Annotated in this window: 9 protein-coding genes; 8 read left to right on the forward strand and 1 reads right to left on the reverse strand. The window is 50.2% G+C overall.

What is annotated here, in order from left to right:
- The first annotated feature begins 94 nt into the window (after nt 1-94).
- The 3 genes from ADU23_RS11350 to ADU23_RS11360 all read left to right on the forward strand — a co-directional run bounded on the left by ADU23_RS11350 (nt 95) and on the right by ADU23_RS11360 (nt 5,407).
- Nucleotides 95-1,138: a peptidylprolyl isomerase gene (locus tag ADU23_RS11350; protein ID WP_053373848.1), complete on the forward strand. Its 1,044-nt coding sequence runs from the start codon at nt 95-97 to the stop codon at nt 1,136-1,138.
- Nucleotides 1,139-1,168: 30 nt separating this feature from the next.
- Nucleotides 1,169-4,957 (forward strand): S-layer homology domain-containing protein, encoded by a 3,789-nt coding sequence (locus tag ADU23_RS11355; RefSeq protein WP_053373849.1) that lies wholly within the window; start codon nt 1,169-1,171, stop codon nt 4,955-4,957.
- Between the two features lie 234 nt (nt 4,958-5,191).
- Nucleotides 5,192-5,407 (forward strand): hypothetical protein, encoded by a 216-nt coding sequence (locus ADU23_RS11360; RefSeq protein ID WP_053373850.1) that lies wholly within the window; start codon nt 5,192-5,194, stop codon nt 5,405-5,407.
- Nucleotides 5,408-5,467: 60 nt separating this feature from the next.
- On the opposite strand, the gene ADU23_RS11365 is transcribed toward ADU23_RS11360, so the two are convergent.
- Nucleotides 5,468-6,436, reverse strand: a complete 969-nt coding sequence (locus ADU23_RS11365) for a sugar phosphate isomerase/epimerase family protein (RefSeq protein ID WP_053373851.1) — start codon at nt 6,434-6,436, stop codon at nt 5,468-5,470.
- Between the two features lie 323 nt (nt 6,437-6,759).
- On the opposite strand from ADU23_RS11365, the gene ADU23_RS11370 reads away from it, so the two are divergent.
- From ADU23_RS11370 to ADU23_RS11390, 5 genes are all read left to right on the forward strand, one after another.
- Nucleotides 6,760-9,876 (forward strand): efflux RND transporter permease subunit, encoded by a 3,117-nt coding sequence (locus ADU23_RS11370; protein ID WP_053373852.1) that lies wholly within the window; start codon nt 6,760-6,762, stop codon nt 9,874-9,876.
- Nucleotides 9,877-9,892: 16 nt separating this feature from the next.
- A complete protein-coding gene (locus tag ADU23_RS11375) occupies nt 9,893-11,092 on the forward strand; it encodes an efflux RND transporter periplasmic adaptor subunit (protein WP_053373853.1) in 1,200 nt (399 codons plus the stop codon).
- Nucleotides 11,093-11,234: 142 nt separating this feature from the next.
- Nucleotides 11,235-13,769 (forward strand): U32 family peptidase, encoded by a 2,535-nt coding sequence (locus ADU23_RS11380; RefSeq protein WP_157265730.1) that lies wholly within the window; start codon nt 11,235-11,237, stop codon nt 13,767-13,769.
- A 523-nt stretch (nt 13,770-14,292) separates the two neighbouring features.
- Entirely contained in the window at nt 14,293-14,988 is a 696-nt protein-coding gene (locus ADU23_RS11385; RefSeq protein WP_053373855.1) for a heptaprenylglyceryl phosphate synthase, read from the forward strand.
- Between the two features lie 318 nt (nt 14,989-15,306).
- Nucleotides 15,307-20,529: a hypothetical protein gene (locus ADU23_RS11390; protein ID WP_157265733.1), complete on the forward strand. Its 5,223-nt coding sequence runs from the start codon at nt 15,307-15,309 to the stop codon at nt 20,527-20,529.
- Nucleotides 20,530-20,633 lie beyond the last annotated feature (104 nt).

A 20,633-nucleotide genomic window follows, 5' to 3' on the forward strand; every position in this document is an offset into this window, starting at 1 on the left:
CAAATTTATTCATTATAGCGAAGTTTCCTTTCTGTCTATAATGGTACAAAGCTTCATTGTAAGTGCTTACATTTGAGGAGGGAGGAAGGACGCTGTGAAAGAGAAAAGGCTTCTAATCGCTTTAGCCAGCATCCTTATTTTATTTATTGCGGGAGCTTTTGGGCTTGGCAGCATGCCGTCGACAGGCTCCAATGCAAAAACAGCTTTCACTATCGACAAGTACAACGTATCAGATCGTGAATTTGAGGCATTTTTGCAAAATAACAAGGCCTTAACGACCAGCTATTTCAAACGGACCTATAATGCCGATTACGGCAAGAGCTTTTGGACCTCAACCTTTAACGGTGAAAACCCGCTGGCGTATGCGAAGCAAAAAGCGTTGGATGAGCTGACTAAAGTTAAGGTCGAACAAATCATCATGATGGAGAACGGTATCGTCAGCGACATTTCGTATGAGGCGTTCTTGCAGAGCTATGAACAGGAAAATAAGGATCGAGCAAAAAAGATCGCAAATAACCAGCCTATCTACGGTCCCCAAAAATATGGAATAGCGGAGTACTACTCCTATTATCAAAGCATGAACGTTCAGAAATTAATCGATAAATGGACGAAGGAAGCAAAGAGCACGATGTCGGGTGATGAGCTGAAAGCTTACTATGACAAGGTGAAGCAGCGCTATTTTCACAAAGGCTATGCGTTTGACTATGAGAAAATTTCGATCCATACCGAAGCCGGGAAGCAGGAGCAATTGACTAAAATCCGCCAAGCTTCTATTGAAAAAAATATTCCAGTAGACGAAGCGGCAGCTTCTCTTGGCGTGGCAGTAACGACCGAGCAGCTGACGCTGGACTTAGAGGAGACCTCGAAAGAGGATACGCTGTCGCAAAATCTATACACCCGGTTTCTCGATTTTTCGACAGGTGAATACAGCGAAATCGAGCAATCGGACAGTGAAGCGTATATGTACAGGCTTGTTGCGAAGCGGGATAAAGGGCTTGAAAAATATGAGGACGTGAAGAGTTCAGTCATTCAGCTTTATGTGAAAGAGATGCTGGAGACGGAAGTCGTCAAACGATTGAAAGAAACGAAGGTTCAATTAAATAAGGAGGTGTTCCACAAAATTACGATCAAGACATGATTTCAACAAACGATGTGGAGGTAGATTTTTTTGAAACATCTTATGAGGAAAAAACTAGTTTCAATGGTTCTATTAGTCGCACTCTTAACGTCAATGGCGCTTCCCGCTGCTTCGGCACAGGCTATAAGTGAATCATTGGAGGGGGCGCAGCCGCCCGCTGCTGCGGAACAGACGGTATCAAGCTCTACCTATTATGTAAGCAATGCAGGCAATGATGAGAATGATGGTAAATCAGAGGATAAAGCTTGGGCATCGTTAGAGAAGGTCAACAGCGTAAACTGGCAGCCTGGAGACCGAATTTTATTCAAGGCTGGAGACGTATGGAATGGCTCCTTGAAGCTAAGAGGCATTTCGGGCACAGAGGAAGCGCCTATCGTTTTTGATAAATACGGCAGCGACGATCCGTCTATAAGGCCGATCATTAACGGCAATGGTACAACGACGACTGAAAAATCAGCAATTATCCTAAACTATGCAGGCGTAAAAGATAAAACGTTATCCGCAACGATCGATGTTGTTGATGGCAGCTATCTGCAATTTAGCAATTTCGAATTGACGAACAAAAACCCTGACGTCGTTTCTCAGCGTGCGGGTATTAACATTAGAACGGCATCAACAAACGTAACGGAATGGGAAGCTAATCCACACCGGGGAATCGTAGTCAAAAACAACTACATCCATGATGTAGACGGCAATCCTTCGGGCTGGAAGGTAGGCAGCGGCGGCATTTTGATCCTTGGCAATATCGAGGACGTGCTCGTTGAAGGAAATACAGTTGAACGAGTCGATATCGAAGGGATTCGGAATGCGGGACTTTACCGGGAAGGCGATACAAAAGCCAACTTCCCTAGAGTGCTCAAAAATGTCGTGTTTAATAACAATTATGTTGCCGACGTGCAAGGTGACGGCTTCGTCATGAGCAATGTGGGCAGCAACGGCAGAATGGAATACAATACGGTCGTTCGGCATTCCGCAAAAAATGTAGGCAACGTTAACTATGCCGGCTTGTGGGTTATCGGCGTGAAGGATATGGTGATTCAATACAACGAGGTTTACGGCGGTATTTATGGCTACAACGACGGACAGGCCTTTGACGTGGACATGTTCTGCGAAGGCACTCTGTATCAATACAACTATAGCCATAGCAACCGCGGCGGATTCATTTTGTTTATGAGCGGCTCCACAAACTCGCTCGTCCGTTATAACGTCAGCGTCAATGATGGAGACGGACGATATATTTTCCATTACCTGCCGACTACGCTTGGCGATGCGCCGCTGATTCATAACAACACTTTCTTTACGGATGCGCATGTGCAAACGAGGCTGATCAGCGATCCGGGCAAATATGTAAGGCTGTACAATAACATTTTCTATTCCAAGGCGGGTACGACGATTGGTCAAGATCGTTTTGCCGGCGGCGAAGTGAAAAACAATATTTTTTATCCGGGAAGCGAGTACCAAAACCTGAAGCTTACCGGTTTGTCATTGGAACAAAACCTGTTCATGAGTCCGCTATTCGCAAGAGCCGGCGAGGAGCCGAAGGACATCGTTAATGCTAGAATAAGCGCCTTTGATACAGACAAATTAAACGGCTACAAACTGCTCCCAGGCTCGCCGGCTATCGATGCCGGGCTCGATATGACAGCTTTGACGCCGTCCGTGTGGGCACCCGCGACAAAAGACTTCTTTAATAATCCGATTTCGCCGTCTGCAGCAACTGATATCGGAGCGCATGAGTATTCGGGTGACGCGCCGAGCGGGCAGGCACCGGAAATTATGCCGCAAACGATCGTCATCGACAAGCCGGTGCTGGAGCTTCATGCCAAGCATAGAGGCGAGAAGCTGTCCGCAATAGTCGGGCCTGAGAATGCTTGGTTCAAAGGAATCAAGTGGTCGAGCAGCAACCCGGCCGTAGCTTCGATTAACGCGCAAGGATTTGTGTCGCCGCTGCTTGAGGGTGAGGCGACCATTACAGCTGAAAGCACCATTAATCCGGGTGTTAAAGGAGAGGCTCGTGTCATCGTTCACGCACCTTCCAAGGTCGTATCCTATGAGATCGCTTCGGACGGTACGGAGCTATCAGATGAGAAGTCTACGCTGCAGCTAAGAATTGACGGCGTGACCGAGGAGCAAAATAAGATCCAATATGCCGACTATCATCAGGTGGAGTATGCGACGAATAATGAGAATGTGGCTGTAGATTCCTTGACGGGCAAGCTTGAAGTGACTGGCGACTTAAGCGGTGTAACCGAGGTCGAGGTTTCCGCAAAGGTACGGGAGTACAAGGATTTGATTTATTCGGAGAGCTTCGAGAACGGCTGGAATGACTTCACGCCGGAAACGGGCACGAGCATTACAACGGGCAGCATTTCGGATGAAGTCGCCTATCATGGCGATCAAAGCGCTCTATATGTAGTTGGAAACGGCAGCAACGCCATTCAAAAGGTGTTTGGCGGCAAGCAGCAGGGCGTCGTATCGATGATGCTTTATGATGACGGCTCCGAAAGCTCGAAGACGCGCGTGATCGCGCATGTCGGCAACGCAAGAAGCAGCTTGCTGGCGGGAATGGGTTTGCTCTATGATGGGGGCACTTACGGATCATTGACCCATTACTCGGTAAGGGCAAGCGCTTCTTCAACCGCTTGGGAGGCAACACCGGTCAAGCGGAGCACAGGCTGGCATGAGCTGAAGTGGGACTACACATCAGGAACCGATTTGAAGATGTATATCGATGGCCAATTGGTGAAAACAACGACGGCGATAACAAGCTTCGACCGGATCGTACTCGGTTACCTATGGGATAGCGCGAATGGACGCACCTTTGCCTTTGACAACATTAAATATGCTGCGACAGGCGAATTAGTTTCACTGCCGACCAAGTCGCTAACCCTTCACGTCAAACAGCCCGTACCTGAGCAGCCAACATGGGAAAAAGGTACGGTTGCCGCTTCGAATGTGACCCAAACAACGGCAAACTTGGAATGGAGCGGAGCTGTTGATGCGCCTAGCATTACCGAATATGCGATTTATAAAGATGGCGTGAAGCAGGTCAGCGTAGCAGGCAGTGTGTATAGCTACCAAGTTGGCGGTCTGACTGCGGATACGTCTTATACGTTCAAAATAGAAGCAACCAACGCAGGCGGAAAATGGAGCGAGAATGGTCCGAGCGTTGTCGTGAAGACGCTAGCGAATTCAACCTCGCCGGGAGACGGCAGCCCTGGAGGAGTGATTACAAATCCTGAACCTGAGAAACCGGAGGTAGAAGAGCCTTCGAAGCCATCGGAGCCTGTCGTGCTAACCGATATTGAAGGGCATTGGGCTTCCAAAGCGATCCAAGAAGCGGTTCGGCTCAAATTCATTAACGGTTATACGGACAATACGTTCCGTCCAAATGCGAAGGTAACGCGCGGGGAGTTTGCTGCGATGCTGGCAAGGGCGATGCATTTGGAGGCGTCAGCAGATCTTGATTTTGCAGATCTGGACAGCATTCCGGCTTGGGCTAGACCATATATTGCGAGCATGGTGAAATCCGGCATTGTCGGCGGCTTCCAAGACAATACTTACCGTCCGGCTCAGGCCATTACGCGCATAGAGGTTGCAGCGATGATCGTCCGGGCTTTGAAGCTTCCGCTTGAAGACGATGCGGAGTTAACCTTTAAGGATGCTAATGAAATTTCGGCATGGGCAAAACCTTATGTTGCTGCCGCATTCAAAGCGAAGCTTATTCAAGGCAGAGAAGGCGGCATCTTCGCCCCTGCGGATAACGCAACCCGGGCAGAAGCGGTTACGATGATTTTAGCATTGCTGAATAGCAAATAGGCGGTTAGGGATGGGGGAGTGTTAGATGGGCTAACGCTCCCCGATCCCTTTTTTTGCAGTTATAGATCTTGGAAGAGATGGACAATTTATAGTTGAGGGGTAGAATAGTGAAAGAGCGATTTTTAGGAAATCGTGACAAAGTTGTTACGAATCCGGATTCATACTTGCGCCTGGAGCCACAAAAAGCTAACATATAGTAATATAGGTTACGTGCGAAAAAAAGGAGGTCCCTTCATGTTTTTGGCAGAAGAAGCAGCTAAAGCTGCAAGTAAAATTGGTACTTTCGATTGGTTTATGCTTGCTTTTACCATTTTGATCGCAATCGGTTTGGTTCGGCTATTGAATACGCGTCCGAAGAAAAACATCTTCGCGATCGGATTTACGTCAGTTGCGCTCGCATTGTTTGTATTGATCGACTTTATTATGATCACTAAAGTATGGTTAGCGTAGCATGTCGCATAGAAAAAGGTCTGCCGGACAAGTCCGGCAGACCTTTTTCTTGTTTATCTATTATACCCACCACATCTCGCCAAGCGGCTCGCGGATCAGGATTTGTTGAAGATTTTGAACAGCCTTCGTGAAGCCTTCATCTACAGACATTAAGCCGTCCTCGTGCTCGATGCTGACAACGTAGTCATAGCCGACAAGACGAAGCGCGCTAAGGATGTCTGCCCAAACTTTAAGATCATGGCCATAACCAACCGTACGGAACTGCCAAGCGCGGTCCAGCATAAGGCTGTAGGATTGCATATCCGTTACGCCATGGTGGTTAACGTTGATTGGATCGATTGTCGTATCCTTCGCGTGGAAGTGATGGATAGCGCCTGCACGGCCAAGAATGTGTACCGCTTGTACAGGATCGATGCCTTGCCACCACATGTGGCTTGGATCTAGGTTAGCTCCGATTGCATTGCCTGCCGCTTCGCGAAGGCGAAGCAACGTAGCCGGACTGTGAACGGAGAAGCCGCCGTGAAGCTCAAGGCCGATTTTCACGCCGCCAGCCGTTGCAAGCTTAGCGATCTCAGACCAATATGGAATAACTTTTGCTTCCCATTGCCATTTCAAAATATCTTGGAAATCATTTGGCCATGGAGCAACCGGCCAGTTCGGATATTTGGCATCCTCGTGGTCACCCGGGCAGCCGGAGAACGTATTAACGACCGACACGCCAAGGCGGTTAGCCAGTTCAATTGTTTTGCGAATAACCGAATCGTGATCAGACGAAATGGCTTTCTGCGGGTGAAGCGGATTGCCGTGGCAGCTAAGTGCGCTGATCATCAATCCACGTGATTCTACTGCATGCTTAAACGCTTTCAGCTTACCTTCGTCCGCAAGCAATCCATCGAGGTCGCAGTGCGCGTCTCCCGGGTATCCGCCCGTTCCGATTTCAATAGCATCAAGCCCTTTGGAAGCGATATAGTCCAGTGCTTCCTCGAACGGTTTTTGTGCAAAAAGCACGCTGAATACTCCTAATTTCATTTGTTCATTTACCTCCCGAATCCATCAAATGGATTGATTTAGTAGTCCAACATAGTATACCACTTCTATTATAAGAACACATAATGGAAACCACTTTTGACAAAATCGCATAATAAATAAACAAAACCAGCATGGTGCAGGGGCGGGCCGGCTTTTTTTCTATGCCATAAGGTCTATTAATCTATCTATTTTTCATTGTTGTATATGGCAAAATATGTTACATTACAATCTGATTACTAAATTTTGTATAAGGTAATTGAGTGTCGATTTCCGGCTCAAGGTAATCGGTTTTTTGTAGAAAGATAAGGCAGGAGGGGTTTTGGTTGAATGGTTTGATCCGCTTTTCGATGAATAAAGTGGCAGCAATGATGATCTTGATCGCGATGCTTATAGGAGGAGGGCTTTACTCGGCATCGTCGCTCAAGGTAGAAAATATTCCTGACATCTCGTTTCCGGTCATTATGATTGCGACGGCTTATCCGGCACCGCCCACGGATGTGATGGAAGAGGTCACGAAGCCGATTGAGGATAAGATTGCTAATCTTCAAGATCTGGATAAGCTGAGCTCAACGTCCAGCGATAATGTGTCGAGCATCATCGTGCAGTTCAAGCAAGGCGCCGACGTGGAGAAGAAGAAGAAGGAGCTGGAGAGCTTAGTGCAGGAGGTGGCTCTTCCAGACAGTGCAGCAACGCCTAAAGTGATGACCTTTGGTTTTTCCTCCAGTCCGGCTTATTATTTGACGCTTTATGCGGACAAAGGGATGTCGCAGGGCGAGCTGAACAAGCTGTACGAGGACGAAATCAAGCCGAGTCTCGAAGGTGTGGACGGCATTGACCATACGGACTCGATCGGCGTAAGCGAGACAACGCTCGACATTTTGCTAAAGGCGGATGCGTTGTCGGTGTTTGGCCTCTCGGGCGTAGAGGTAACGAGCGCGATTCAAGCGGCGCTTACTAACGGCGCTGTTGGTTCCGTCGAGCTGGACGGGAAAGCGCAAATGGCCCGCGTGAAGGGTGATTTAAACAGCATTTACGGGCTGCAAAATCTAGAGCTGGTAACGGGCAAAGGGCAGACGGTATTGCTCAAGGATCTGGCGGAAATTAAGGCTGTTAATGATGAGAAGTTTATAGCCAGATTTAATAGCAAGCCTGCGCTGGGCATTCGTTTGTACAAAACAAGCGCGTCAAATGCCGTTGAATTCTCGGATGCCGTAAATGGGGTTATAGCCGATTGGGAGCAGAAGCAGCCCCAAATTACGTTTAACAAAATTTATGACAGCGCCGATGAAGTAAGAAAATCGATTGGCGGCATTTTAAAAGAAGGTTTTATCGGAATTATTCTCGCTTCGCTCATGATCCTGTTGTTCCTTCGCAACATAAGAATGACGTTAATCGTGCTTGTTTCGATTCCGTTGTCGGTTTTGATTACGCTCGTGATGATGTCGACTTTGGACATCACGCTTAACATCATGACGCTTGGCGGCATGTTTATCGCGATTGGGCGTATCGTCGATGATAGTATTGTCGTCATTGAGAATATTTATAGCAATTTGGAAAAAGCGCAGGAGCGCAGCCAATCGGTCGTCATTATGGCAGCGAAGCAGGTATCGATGGCGATTACGTCCTCGACGCTCGTGACGGCAGGCGTATTTTTGCCGCTTGCATTCGTTACCGGCATCGTTGGTGAAATGTTCCGTCCTTTCGCTTTGACCGTATCCTGTGCGCTGCTCGCATCCTTGCTGGTCGCCTTGACGGTTATTCCGATGATGACGAAGCTGCTCGTGCTTCGCAGCCGGAAGCAAATCAAAATGAAAGATCATTCGCATGAAGGAAAGGTTCCTCGCTTCTATCAGCGCGTGCTTGAATGGTGCTTGTCCAACAGAATCAAGACGTTATTGCTTTCCCTCGTCTTGCTGATTGCGACGATGGTCATTACGATTCCGAATTTAGCGGTTAACTTCCTGCCATCCGGCGGTCCGGAGAAGCTGGTATTCATTACGGTGAAGCTTCCTTACGAAACCTCGCTTGCCAGCAATGACCTGCAGATGCAGCAGATCGAGAACATGCTGCTCGAAGCAAAGGATAGTGCAGGAGACAAGCTGTTCACCTTTGTTGAGTCGTTGGTTGGCTACAATGATGATGATGATCAGATCCCGTATATCACCAACATAACGGCGGAGCTGAACGAAAATGCCGATGTTGAGCGGGTTTTGAAGCAATATAAAGCGATTATCGAAGCCCAGCTGCCGCAAGGCTCTGAGGTGGTGACTCAAACGACCGGTGGAGACACGGGCGGAGTCGGTACGTCTAATTTCTCTTACGTACTAAAAGGCGAAGACCAGCAGCTGCTGGAGCAAGGCGCACTTGTCGTGAAGGAGAAGCTGAAGCAATTTCCTGAGCTGATCAATATCGAGGATACGCTAAGCGACGCCAAAACCGAAGTAAGCATTACCGTCTCGCAGTCCAAGGCAAGGGAGCTAGGCTTGTCCCCGGCTCAAGTGCGGGATGCGGTAAGGATGTGGATCGCAGAGCAGCCGCTTGGCGATATCCGGCTCGACAACCAGCTTTACACCACTGTGGTGAAGCTGTCGGACGAGGACAAAAATTCGATGGAGCGGCTTGGTAAAATGCCGATTCAATCGCAAACGGCCGGAATCGTCTATTTGCAAGAGGTGGCGAAGCTTGAGGAGGTACAGGCCCCAGTGTCGCTTAGCAGGGAGTCGCAGGCGCAAATTGTGAAAATAACCGCATTGATCAACTCGCCGAATCAGACGGTAGTCAGCGCGAAGGTGACGGCTGCGCTCGCAGATATCGAGCTTCCGACGGGCGTTTCGACCGAGATACAAGGCGTCTCGGAGGATATTGCGGAGAGCTTCTCGCAATTGTTCCTTGCGATGGCAATCGCTATTGCCATCGTCTATTTCATCTTGGTGCTTTGCTTTGGTAATGCGAGCACGCCGTTTGCGATTCTTTTCTCGCTTCCGCTTGCTATTATCGGAGGACTGCTCGGCTTGCTGGTATCTAATGAATCGATCAACGTCACTTCCTTGATCGGATTTATGATGCTGATCGGCATCGTCGTCACCAACGCGATCGTCCTGTTGGATCGCGCACAGCAGCTGCGGGAGGAAGGCTTGCCTGTCCGTGAAGCGTTGATCGAAGCGGGCTTAGTTCGTTTGCGCCCGATCATTATGACCGCTGTAGCGACGATAGCAGCTATGGTGCCGCTCGCGCTTGGCGCTGGCGAAGGCGTGCTAATTTCTAAAGGGCTCGCCGTTGTTGTTATTGGCGGGCTGATCACTTCGACGCTGCTTACGCTCGTTGTTGTACCCGTCGTATATGAAATACTCGAGGTCATAAAAAATAAAATGTTCAATCGGCCAAACAAAACTAAAGCAAGTCCATCGGATAACCAAACGCCTAAAGGATTAGAGGTATAGAGAGGAGCTGATTCATATGTTTCAACGATTTGCAAAAAGGAAGCAAAGAGCTGGATCGGTGGCGGCTGTTTTAATTGCAGCAATTGTACTGCTTGCCGGCTGCTCGGAAGCGGCGCCAGTTACCGAAGAGAGCGAGAGCACGCCTGTCATTCCTATAAAAACAGAAGCCGCCGCCAAAGTCAGCATGGGAGAGCCGCGAGAGCAGGTAGCGGAGGTCAGCGCAGCTGTCAAATTGGATATTCCAGCGCTTGCAGGCGGCAAGGTTTTTCAAATACTGAAGAAGAACGGTGACGCGGTCAAAGCTGGCGACGTTATTGTGCAGCTGGAATCACGCAGTGCCGAGCTGCAGAAGAAGCAAGCGGCAGCAGGTCTCGCAAGTGCCCAGAAAGCACTGCAGAAGGCAAGGGACGATCAGGCGGCAAGCCGTGCTGCGCTTGTAAATTCCGTTGCCTCGCTAGAGGATGCGTTCATTCAAGCAAGCTCGCAGGATGATCAGCAGTTGATTGACGCCGCGCGGAGAAATTTGGAATCCGCTAAGCAGCAGCTAGCATCCCATGACAGCGCGAATTCTCTTGTAGTCTATGAAGGGCAGGTGGATTCCTCTGCCGTTCAGCTGGAGCAAGCGGATTTGGCGCTCGAGGGTTATCGCGTCATTGCTCCGGCAGCTGGAACGCTAACGGATCTTGCCATTACGGAGGGAATGGCGATTAATGTCGGCGCCACGATAGCCGTTGTACAAAACGTGAAGCAGCTGACGATCAAGACCGAGCTGAGCGAGCCTGCTGCGGCGCTCGCTCGCGGCAAAAAAGAGCTTCTATATTATAATGCCGATAATCCGTCCGACAAGAGGAAGGCAACGCTTGTTTATCTCTCCGATGTGCCGAATGCGGCAAGCAGGATGTATGCGCTGGAATTGTTAGCGAATAATTCCGATGGCGCCATAAAGCCGGGCGAGCGTGTACAAGTCCAGTTGACGACGACCGAGGAAGAGCTGGTTGTAGCCGTTCCATCGCTAAGCGTAGTGAGAGAAGGCAGCGATACCTTTATTTATATCTCGAACGCCGGCGTTGCTGAGAAGAGGGCGGTTAAGCTAGGCCGGGTGAACGGCATTTACCAGGAAGTTTTGGAAGGATTGAAGGAAGGCGAGAGCGTTGTTGTGTCTGGCCAGCATTCGCTGAAGGACGGCCAAAACATACAATCCAGCGCCGCTGAGTAAATATAAGACTATGGAGACTGGCTTTCGCAATGCGAAAGCCAGTCTTTTTGCGCGATGCCAGTATTGTGTAGTGGTATAGATGCCTATGGTTTGTTAAGATAGTAGCAGCAGGTTTTAAGAATGTGAGGGATAGATCGTTATTATGACAGACACAATAGTGAGATCGGATATAGAACTGCTGGCTCCGGCCGGTGATTGGGAATGCATGCGTGCGGCAGTAGCCAATGGCGCTGACGCTATATTTTTTGGTGTAGAGAAGTTTAATGCGCGCGCCCGCGCGAACAACTTCCGAAGTGAGGAACTGCCGGAAATTATGGCTTTTCTGCATACGTACGGCGTTAAGGGCTTCCTGACGTTTAACATTCTCGTATTCGAAGAGGAGCTGAGAGGCGCGCAGAAGCTTATTGAGATGTGTATCGATGCGGGTGTGGATGCGGTAATCGTGCAGGATTTGGGCCTTGTGAAGCTGATTCGCGAGCTGTCTCCGGACTTCCCGATTCATGGCTCGACACAGATGACGATTACGTCGCCTGAAGCGGTGGAGTTTACGAAGCCGTTTGGGCTTGAGCGGGTCGTGCTTGGCCGTGAAAATAACTTGAAGCAAATCCGTACGATCGGCGAGCAAGCGAAGCTGCCTATGGAAGTATTCGTGCATGGCGCGCTGTGCGTATCGTATTCGGGCCAGTGCCTTACCTCCGAGATGTGGGGCGGACGCTCGGCGAATCGCGGCGAATGCGCGCAGGCATGCCGGCTGCCGTATGATCTGATGGTCGATGGCGAGGTTCAGCCGATGGGCGACATCGCGTATTTGCTGTCGCCGAAGGATTTGGCGGCGATCGATATCGTGCCGGAGCTCATCCAAGCGGGCGTTACGTCGTTTAAAATTGAAGGGCGCCTCAAAAGCCCGGAATATGTCGCGAATGTCGTGAGCAAGTATCGGCGTGCGATCGATAAATATTTTGACGGCGATTTGTCGAAGCCGTCAACGGAGGATGTGCGTGAGCTGCAGCAAAGCTTCTCGCGCGGCTTCACGCATGGTTTCCTGTCGGGAACGAACAACAAGCAGCTCGTAGAGGGCACGTTCCCGAAAAGCCGGGGCGTCTACCTCGGCCGTGTAGAGCGCATTATGCGCGATGCGGTTACGCTGCGCATCGACGCGCCGCTTAAGCGCGGAGACGGCATTGTGTTTGACGCAGGCGACCCGACGAAGAAGGAAGAGGGCGGCCGCGTCTACGATATCCGCCGACAAGGCGTGAAGATCGAAGGCGAAGCGCAGGAAGGCACGATGATTGAGCTTGTAGCGGGCCGCAATGATGTTGACTTGCGCAAGGTGCATGTCGGCGACCGCGTCTGGAAAACAAGCGATCCTGCGCTGGATAAGCGACTGAGAGCAACCTTTGAAACGGAGAAGCCGTACCGCGTATTCCCGCTTCATGTCAGAGTAACCGGAGCGCTCGGGCAGCCGATGCGCACTTGGTGGACCGATGTTCAGAAGGGAACGACGGTAGAGGTTGTCACGGAGCTAGAGCTGGAGCAAGCACAGAAGCGTCCGATGGATGCGGCGCTGCTTGAGGATCAGCTGGGCCGCCTCGGCGGTACCGTTTATCAGCTGGAGAAGCTTGAAGTTGAGCTGCAGGGCGACCTAATCGTACCGATCCGCGAGCTGAACCGGCTGCGCCGCGAGGCGGTAGAGCTGCTTGCGGGCGAGCGTCCGAAGCCGCCTGTCTATATCAAGAATGCGGTTGCCTCGCGTGAGGATGTTTATCAGGCTGATGCGGCGAAGAAGGATATTTTGGCGCCGCAAAGCGGCAAGGATGCGAAGCTGATTGCATTATGCCGCAGCCTTGAGCAGGTACAGGCAGCGGTAACGACCGATATCTCTTACGTATACGCCGATTTTGAATTTATTAAGCAATTCCCGGCTGCCGTAGCCGCTGCGCGTGCAGCGGGCAAGCCGATTGCGCTGGCAACGCCGCGCATTCATATGCCGGGCGAGAACGGCTACCATGCGAATATTTTGAAGCTGCAGCCTGATGCGGTGCTCGTGCGTAACACAGGGGCGCTTTACTATTACCTGCGTGCCCGTGCAGCGAATCCGGATAAGCCTTTCCCTAAGCTGATCGGCGATTTCTCGCTGAACGTGGCAAACCACAAGGCCGTCAATTTGTTTACGGATGTAGGCCTAGATCTCATTACGCCATCGTACGATCTGAACATTCAGCAAATGATCGATTTGCTTGAAAACTCGGATACTAGCATGCTGGAGATGGTTATCCATCAGCATCTGCCGATGTTCCATACGGAGCACTGCGTGTACTGCACGTTTATGAGCGAAGGGACAGACTTTACGAACTGCGGTCGTCCTTGCGAGGAGAAGCGTGCTTCCTTGCAGGATCGCATCGGCATGGCGCATCCCGTTCGCGTGGACGAAGGCTGCCGCAACACGGTATACAACGCGATTGAGCAATCAGGCGCAGAGTATATCCGCAACTTTGTCGGTTACGGCGTATCCCACTTCCGCGTCGAGTTTTTGGAAGAGACGCCGGAGAAGGTGCTTGAAGTGCTGTCGCTTTACCGCGATGCGCTCGATGGCCGCATTAGCGGCACGCAAGTATGGCGCAGTCTGAAAGCAATCAACCAGCTCGGCGTAACGCGCGGGCAGCTAGTGAAGAAATAAACGCTTTTTATTATAAAAGACAAAACAAAACGAGCCTTTAGATTTGCTTCTAAGGCTCGTTTTTTTATGCTCATAGGCAGTTTTATAAGGCGAATAACCTCTGAGGGAAAATAACAGGAAAATGTCCATTTAATTGTCCCGCGTGGCTGTAAATAGATCAATTAACAGGAAAATCTCCCGATAATATCAACATTTTCAGCACTTATGGGCGAGAAATAAAATTTTAACAGGAGAAAATCCATCTAATTCCCTTTTTCGTCTAAAATGCGGTGAATTAACGGGATAGTTTCCTGATAATTCGCCTTATACAATGCATTTAATGCTCGATTGCGTGCTTACGAGTCCAATTAAAGCCCCCTATCGCTTGCTTGTTCACAATTAACCGCATTTCGGCGCCTCCTGCCAATGGGGGCGCTGTTTTCATTCAGCGGATCATTTGACACGCTATTCGCGCTGACATAGCATAGAAGGAAGGGCAATGATTCACATTCGATTTTTGTGAAAAAGCGAGGTTTGGTTATTCATGAATGAGGTTTGGTTTTCTGGCTGGAGGCATGTGTTTAAGCTTGATCCCGATCGAAAAATATCCGATGAGGTGCTGGATCAAATATGCACCTCAGGTACGGATGCGATTATCGTCGGAGGCTCCAGCGGCGTTACTTTTGAAAATACGGTTGATCTCATGGCGCGGGTTCGCAGATATGCCGTGGATTGTGCGCTTGAGGTGTCCAGCCTAGAGGGAGCCGTTCCCGGCTTCGACGGATATTTTGTGCCGCTTGTGCTGAATACGAGCCGGGCTGAATGGATCACGGGACGGCAAACCGAAGGGCTGATGGAGTATGGCTCCTTTGTGCCTTGGGAGGAAACGGCGGCGCAGGGCTATATTATTTTGAATGCGGATGCGACGGCGGCTAAAGTAACCGAAGCAAAAACCGAGCTGACGGAATCGGAGCTCATCGCGCATGTGCGGATGGCGGACAGGCTGATGCGGCTTCCGGTTATCTACTTGGAATATAGCGGAAGGTTCGGAGATATGCAGCTTGTGAAGCGGGCTAGAGCATCCATTGCCCATGCCCAGTTGTTTTATGGCGGCGGAATCGATAATGCGGACAAAGCTCGCCTAGCGGCGGAGTCCGCCCATACGGTAGTCGTCGGCAACATTATATACAGCGATTTAGAGGCGGCTTTGTCTACAGTGGCTGCGGTTAAAAATATCTGATTTCCTGCTTAGTAAAAAAAGCATTTGTTCATACCTTCTGTTGATCATGAGAAATGATGACAACAGGATAGGTAGGGCGAATGCTTTTTTTTGTTTGCATTACTCCGAATTTTATAGGTTAGGGACTAAAGACCCGATTCTGCACAGAATTTGCACAGAGTGGTTTGATACACTTTCTGATGATGTCGATTGCTGGCGGAAAAGGATAATGTTTACCGAATTATGACGATCGATAGTGAAATCGGATTCATTTGAAGTCGAAAGAGAAGTCATTTGTTTTGGCAATATAGCACGAGTTCAGAGGGGAGTCAGATGTTCATGCACAATCATAACAAGGCGCACAAAAGGATTGCGGCAGCAATGGTCCTATTTATGCTGGCGACGCTGCTGCAGGGTTTTACCGCAGTCAAAGTCGAAGCGGCTGGCGGAGATTTGGAGGTTATGTTCGGCGCAGGTACGCACATAGGTAATTTAACCTACGATGCGGATAATGCATTCATAAATATCTACGCCAATACGCCTGGGTTTAAGCAGACCAAAACGGATTCGGATTCGCAAATCGATTGGGGCAGCGGCGATATTTTTACAGGCAAGGGAGACAATGCAACGACAGTTAAATTTGAAATCGATATCCAAAACAACCCTACCCTAAGCGAGCTTGCGAAAAGCGGGCATGCCGAGGTTGTGGTCGGATGGAAAAGGCTTGTTTATTATGAAGGTTCGTTTCTAGGCATACCTACCTGGACGCGTATTTCAACGGCAACCTTCGAAGTGGATGGAGAGGAGCTGCTCCACGGGCGTACGGGCGGCGGAGATGTTGGCGCGAGAAGCGCATCCACCGTCATTACCTCGAAAACAAAAAAGATATCGATAGAAGTATATGGCGAGGGTGACGACGATGGTGATCTTACGGGAGCCAGAGGCTTGTATATTAAGTTTCAGGACAAAACCCGTCCGGTCATGTCAAGCTACACTTTCACAGGCGACGGCGCGGAGCGGGAAAATCCGATAACCGGCCAGCAGGAGCTTTTTGTCAAACAGGATGAGCACCTTAAGCTTAGCTATAATTTCACGGAGCCAGTGAAGCCAACTGCGCTAAATACGGCGTATTTTGAGCATTTCTTGCGTCATCCGCTGTTCGTCAATCCAGACGGGACCGGTCTGCCCGCCGCTGGACAACAGCAATATCTACAAAATACTTCCTATGATGCTGACAGTCTAAAGTCTTTGAAGAGCAGCATTACCTACGAATATACAGGCTCAAAATATCATAACAGCGGCAACCTGCCACTGGAGCCTCTGATCACCGGCACATCATCAGGCGCATTGCCGATGAATCAGACGCTGGAAGAAAAGCTGCGGGGAGCCGTACTGGCGGATGCGGCAGGAAATGTCGCGATTACGGATTTTCCGAATGTAGCAAGCAGCGCCAGCAATTTGCATATGCAAGGCAAGACGCTTAATCCGTTTGACTATGAAAATGGAGGCTACCGGGTCATCGTTGATGCCGTAGCGCCAAAATATACGAAAACCGGCAACGGGATTCAGCCGGAAATCGTAACGGGCGTCACGCTGAACAAAAATGACAGCATCTACTTTACGCTGCAGATGACCGAGGAGGCCATTGTAAAAAATGGCTGGGAAGCGGCAGGCACATTCATTTTGTTCAATAACGGGATGAGAGCCTACTATGAGTCGGGCTCCAACACGAAAAATTGGACGTTCAGAGCAAATATTACAAAAGAGCTCTCGATGGAAACGCCGCTTTTGAAAGCAATTGCCGTATCGCATGACAGCAAGGGTGATGCATCCGATACATCGGTTATTCAGGATTATGCGGGCAATTTGCTAATACAGCCGGCAAACTATGACGGCATACATATAGACGGAGACGAGTCTCTCGTCAATTCGAAGACCGATTGGGCCAGGCTTGCGATTGATAATCAGCCACCGATCATCGATTACCGCTTTGAGAGCGGCGGCGCGAACGATCAGGTCTATCAGAGAAACGGGAAAGTAACGATTGATGCCAACGACCCCGCGGTCATTATCCCCCCGCTTGATCCGGTGGAAGCGGGAGCGCAGAAGCCAAGCCGCGGCATTTACCGTCCATCCAACACTACAGGGGCAGGCTCGCCGGCGGTAGGGCTCGTTTATTACGTATGGAGCCAGTCGCAGTCCGATCCTTTTGCAGCCAAGGCTGATGATCATTTTGCGGCAATTAAGCGTTATTCCCTTTCGGCTAAGCAGCCAGGAGAAGAGCTTTATCCGGGCGAATACGCAGGCACGATGCTGCAGGTGGTCAATAACAAGACGAATATGATAGCGCCGCCGGCGGAAGCGCTCACTGCTGACAACAGCGGCGAATGGTATTTGCATACTTGGACGGCCGATATGACATGGGACTCGGCAAGAGAGCTGATGCAGTACGACAAAAAGAAAAAATACGTAGAAGACAATCTTTCGCAATATGAAGCATGGAAGCAAGAGCATCCAGGCTCTGAGGCCGATAAAACGTTTTATGCCGACAATAAAGCACTTGCGGCAGTAGGCAATTATGGAGACGCCTCGCTGTGGAAACTGGATGATTTCAAATGGGATGATTCGAACTGGACGTACCGTTCGACTCCAATGAAGCTGGACAATCGCAAGCCGGCCGTCACCTTTAACGAAATTAATGGAGACGGCACGATCGATGTCCAGATTAACGCTATGATTACCGATGAGCATAGCGGAGTGAAGAAAAGTTCCTACCAATGGGTGCTTGAAGGCAAGCAGCCGAAGGAAGTCAATTGGAAAAATGCAGCGCTGAGTGGCGACAAGCTGACGGCATCGACGCTTAACGAGGTAGACGAGGATGGCAAATACCGTCTTTATGTTAAGGCAGTCGATCAAGCGGGCAATGAAATCATAACCTCGACGGATAAGGTCGTAACGGTTAATTCAGAAATCAATGTCCGCTCGGCATTCTCGCCTCCGGCTGACCCGAATTATGTAAAAAGCCATGACGTGGTGTTCAGCATCAGCGGGCTCACGCCCGATGTAGTTGGCTACAGCCTCAGCACGACTGCAACTCGTCCGGCCGATGCGTCTGGTTACACGCCGCTTCAAGCTTCGATTGGCGGCAGCATGGCTAAAGGGTTTGATTATTTAATTCCGATTGATGCGGACAAGAACGGGCTTCGGTATATCCATATGATGGCGAAGGCGGGTGACCGTTACTACTACTTCTCCAAAACCTATTATTTTGACAATCAAGCGCCGACGGTAACGTTTAGCAAAAATGGAGTGGCATACCCGCTCGAAACGCAAAAGGTGACGGTAACCGTTAAGGAGCCATACAGCGTTAACGGCTTAACGAAAAGCTATCAATGGGTGAAGGCTGGAAAGGCTGCGCCCGATGCGGATTCTCCGGATTGGAAGACGCTTCCTGAGGATGGCGCAACAGCAATCGACAGCAAGGGTCTGGCGGATGGTGAAATCGCCGATTTCCGCTTATACGTTTGGGCGACCGACGGAGCAGGCAACAGCATCATTAAAAGCACTTCCGGAACATTTAAAGTATCGAAGAGCGGAGGCTCTGAAGTTCCGCCTGCTCCATCCCATTCCGATCTCATATATCTGTACGGCGATGAAGCGGATGGCTATGCCGCGATTTTGAAGCTCACCCTCGATACGGAGGATAAGAGCGGCTATGAATATTCCATCTCGCCGGATAACGGCGCGAGCTGGAAAAAGTGGCGCCCATACACCAGCTTTGCAGCGGTGCCGACCGCTTCAGGAGATGCGGACAAGCTGACCATTCAAGTGAAATACAGGACGCCGGGGGGCGCAATTAGCGAACCTCAGCTCATAAATATCGAGACGCTGTCGGGAACCGAGCCTGTATATGCTTTGGCTGAGCTGAGCACAACCCGGCCGATCGGTCCTGCGACTGGCGTGAACATCGACGTTACGGTGCCGCTTGGCATTAAGGTTATGCCATCTTTAGTGAATCCATCAGTTCCGGATCGCAGCGGCAATACGTTCAACGTGAAGGAAAATGGTTTTTATACTTTTGATCTGACTGACATTAATGACGCAGATCGCAAGGACACCTTGTATGTTGTAGTCGCCAATATTGACGGAACGCCGCCGGAGGGCAGCATTGAATATATGGTGACTCATGCTACGAACAGCGATGTGACGGTAAAGCTGGATACCTCCAAGCCCGTCCAAGTGACGAATAACGGAGGCAAGGGCGTCTACACCTTTACGCAAAACGGCAGCTTTACCTTTGAATTCATAGACGAAGCAGGCAATACCGGCACGGCAACGGCTACGGTTGAAAATATCGATAAAGAGGCGCCGAAGGTTCATATCGTGCGCTCCTACAGCTACGGGGAAAATGCCTCAAAAACGTTTGGCACCATTCGTGACGCCGGCGGCAACGTATTGTTCTCCTCCGGCGTAACGCTGGAGGTGCAGAAGGTAGACGAGAACGGCAAAGATTTTGATCTCGTTAAGGGCGGCCGTGTCGTTACGACCCAGAGCAATGGCGTTCAATCGTTCGTCGTATCCGATGCTTACGGCAATACGACGGTTTTGACGGAGAAGGTCGACAACATTATTGCGGCACCGCCGCAGCCAGACCAAATCAGCTACACGTTTGTAGACGAGGACGGAATCGTTCTCCCGCCAAACAAAATCGTGACGATCGACGGCAAGAAGTACGCGAGAGGCAGCATGCAGGTTACGCTGAGCGGCAAGACGTCAGCGCCAAATCATGTGTTTGCCGGAGTAGTTCCGAACCTGCAAAGCGGCGGCTACACGAATCAAATCAGCGATGCGAACGGCAGCTTCACCTATTCCCGTATTTATTCGGCTAATGGGTCGACGACCCTCGCCTTGTCGGATTTGCTTGGCAATGTGAACAAGGTCGCTATAAATGTGGACGGGCTGGACAATAAAGCGCCTGAGATTAAATTAAACCGGGCTTCGACAGCTGTCGTTCAAAATAAGAAAGGCTTTGATTTCCGCACCGATCTTGGAGGCTTTACCGTATCTGATAATTTGTCGAAAGCAGCGGATATCAAGGTTGCGATCAGCAAGCTTGATTTGAGCAAAGCAGGCGGACGGCAGCAGGTTACGTATACGGTTACCGACCAGGTTGGCAATACGGCGGTAGCGGTGCAGGATGTTTATGTAGTGAAAGAGGGAGGCATGCTCCTCTTTGCTAACGACATGCTTATCTCGGCAGCCTCGCAGGAAACGGCATTGTTTGATCGCAGCACGCTGACGTTCACGATAACCGGCTATAACCTTATGAACGTAGGCGGCAGCACGAATGTCAACGAATGGGGAACCTATGATTTGCTCTATCAGCCGGGGCTCTATCGCGAAGGGCAAATGAAATATATTGCTAGCAAGCTAACCTATGATGAGCTCGTGAACGGCAAGTTCACGGTGGCCTTCCCTAAAGCTGGCTGGTACACCATCATCGTAAGAAATCAGGAGCGGGAGCGGGAATACGCGACCTTCTTCATAACGAAAGCACAATAGTCGATCACTAACGAAAAATCATCGGCTGCGCGTCATGCGCGGCTGATGGTTCATGCGTCTCTTTTGCGGTCGGATAGTCATATTGCGATTGCTAGTGTTAGTCA

Origin of the sequence: Paenibacillus sp. FJAT-27812 (assembly GCF_001273905.1) — a bacterium.
Classification (GTDB): Bacteria; Bacillota; Bacilli; order Paenibacillales; family Paenibacillaceae; genus Pristimantibacillus.

Coding starts and splice junctions, on each gene's coding strand:
- ADU23_RS11380 (WP_157265730.1), top strand. CDS start 11,235: ATGACAGACACAATAGTGAGATCGGATATAGAACTGCTGGCTCCGGCC.
- ADU23_RS11375 (WP_053373853.1), top strand. CDS start 9,893: ATGTTTCAACGATTTGCAAAAAGGAAGCAAAGAGCTGGATCGGTGGCG.
- ADU23_RS11385 (WP_053373855.1), top strand. CDS start 14,293: ATGAATGAGGTTTGGTTTTCTGGCTGGAGGCATGTGTTTAAGCTTGAT.
- ADU23_RS11365 (WP_053373851.1), bottom strand. CDS start 6,436: ATGAAATTAGGAGTATTCAGCGTGCTTTTTGCACAAAAACCGTTCGAG.
- ADU23_RS11390 (WP_157265733.1), top strand. CDS start 15,307: ATGCACAATCATAACAAGGCGCACAAAAGGATTGCGGCAGCAATGGTC.
- ADU23_RS11360 (WP_053373850.1), top strand. CDS start 5,192: ATGTTTTTGGCAGAAGAAGCAGCTAAAGCTGCAAGTAAAATTGGTACT.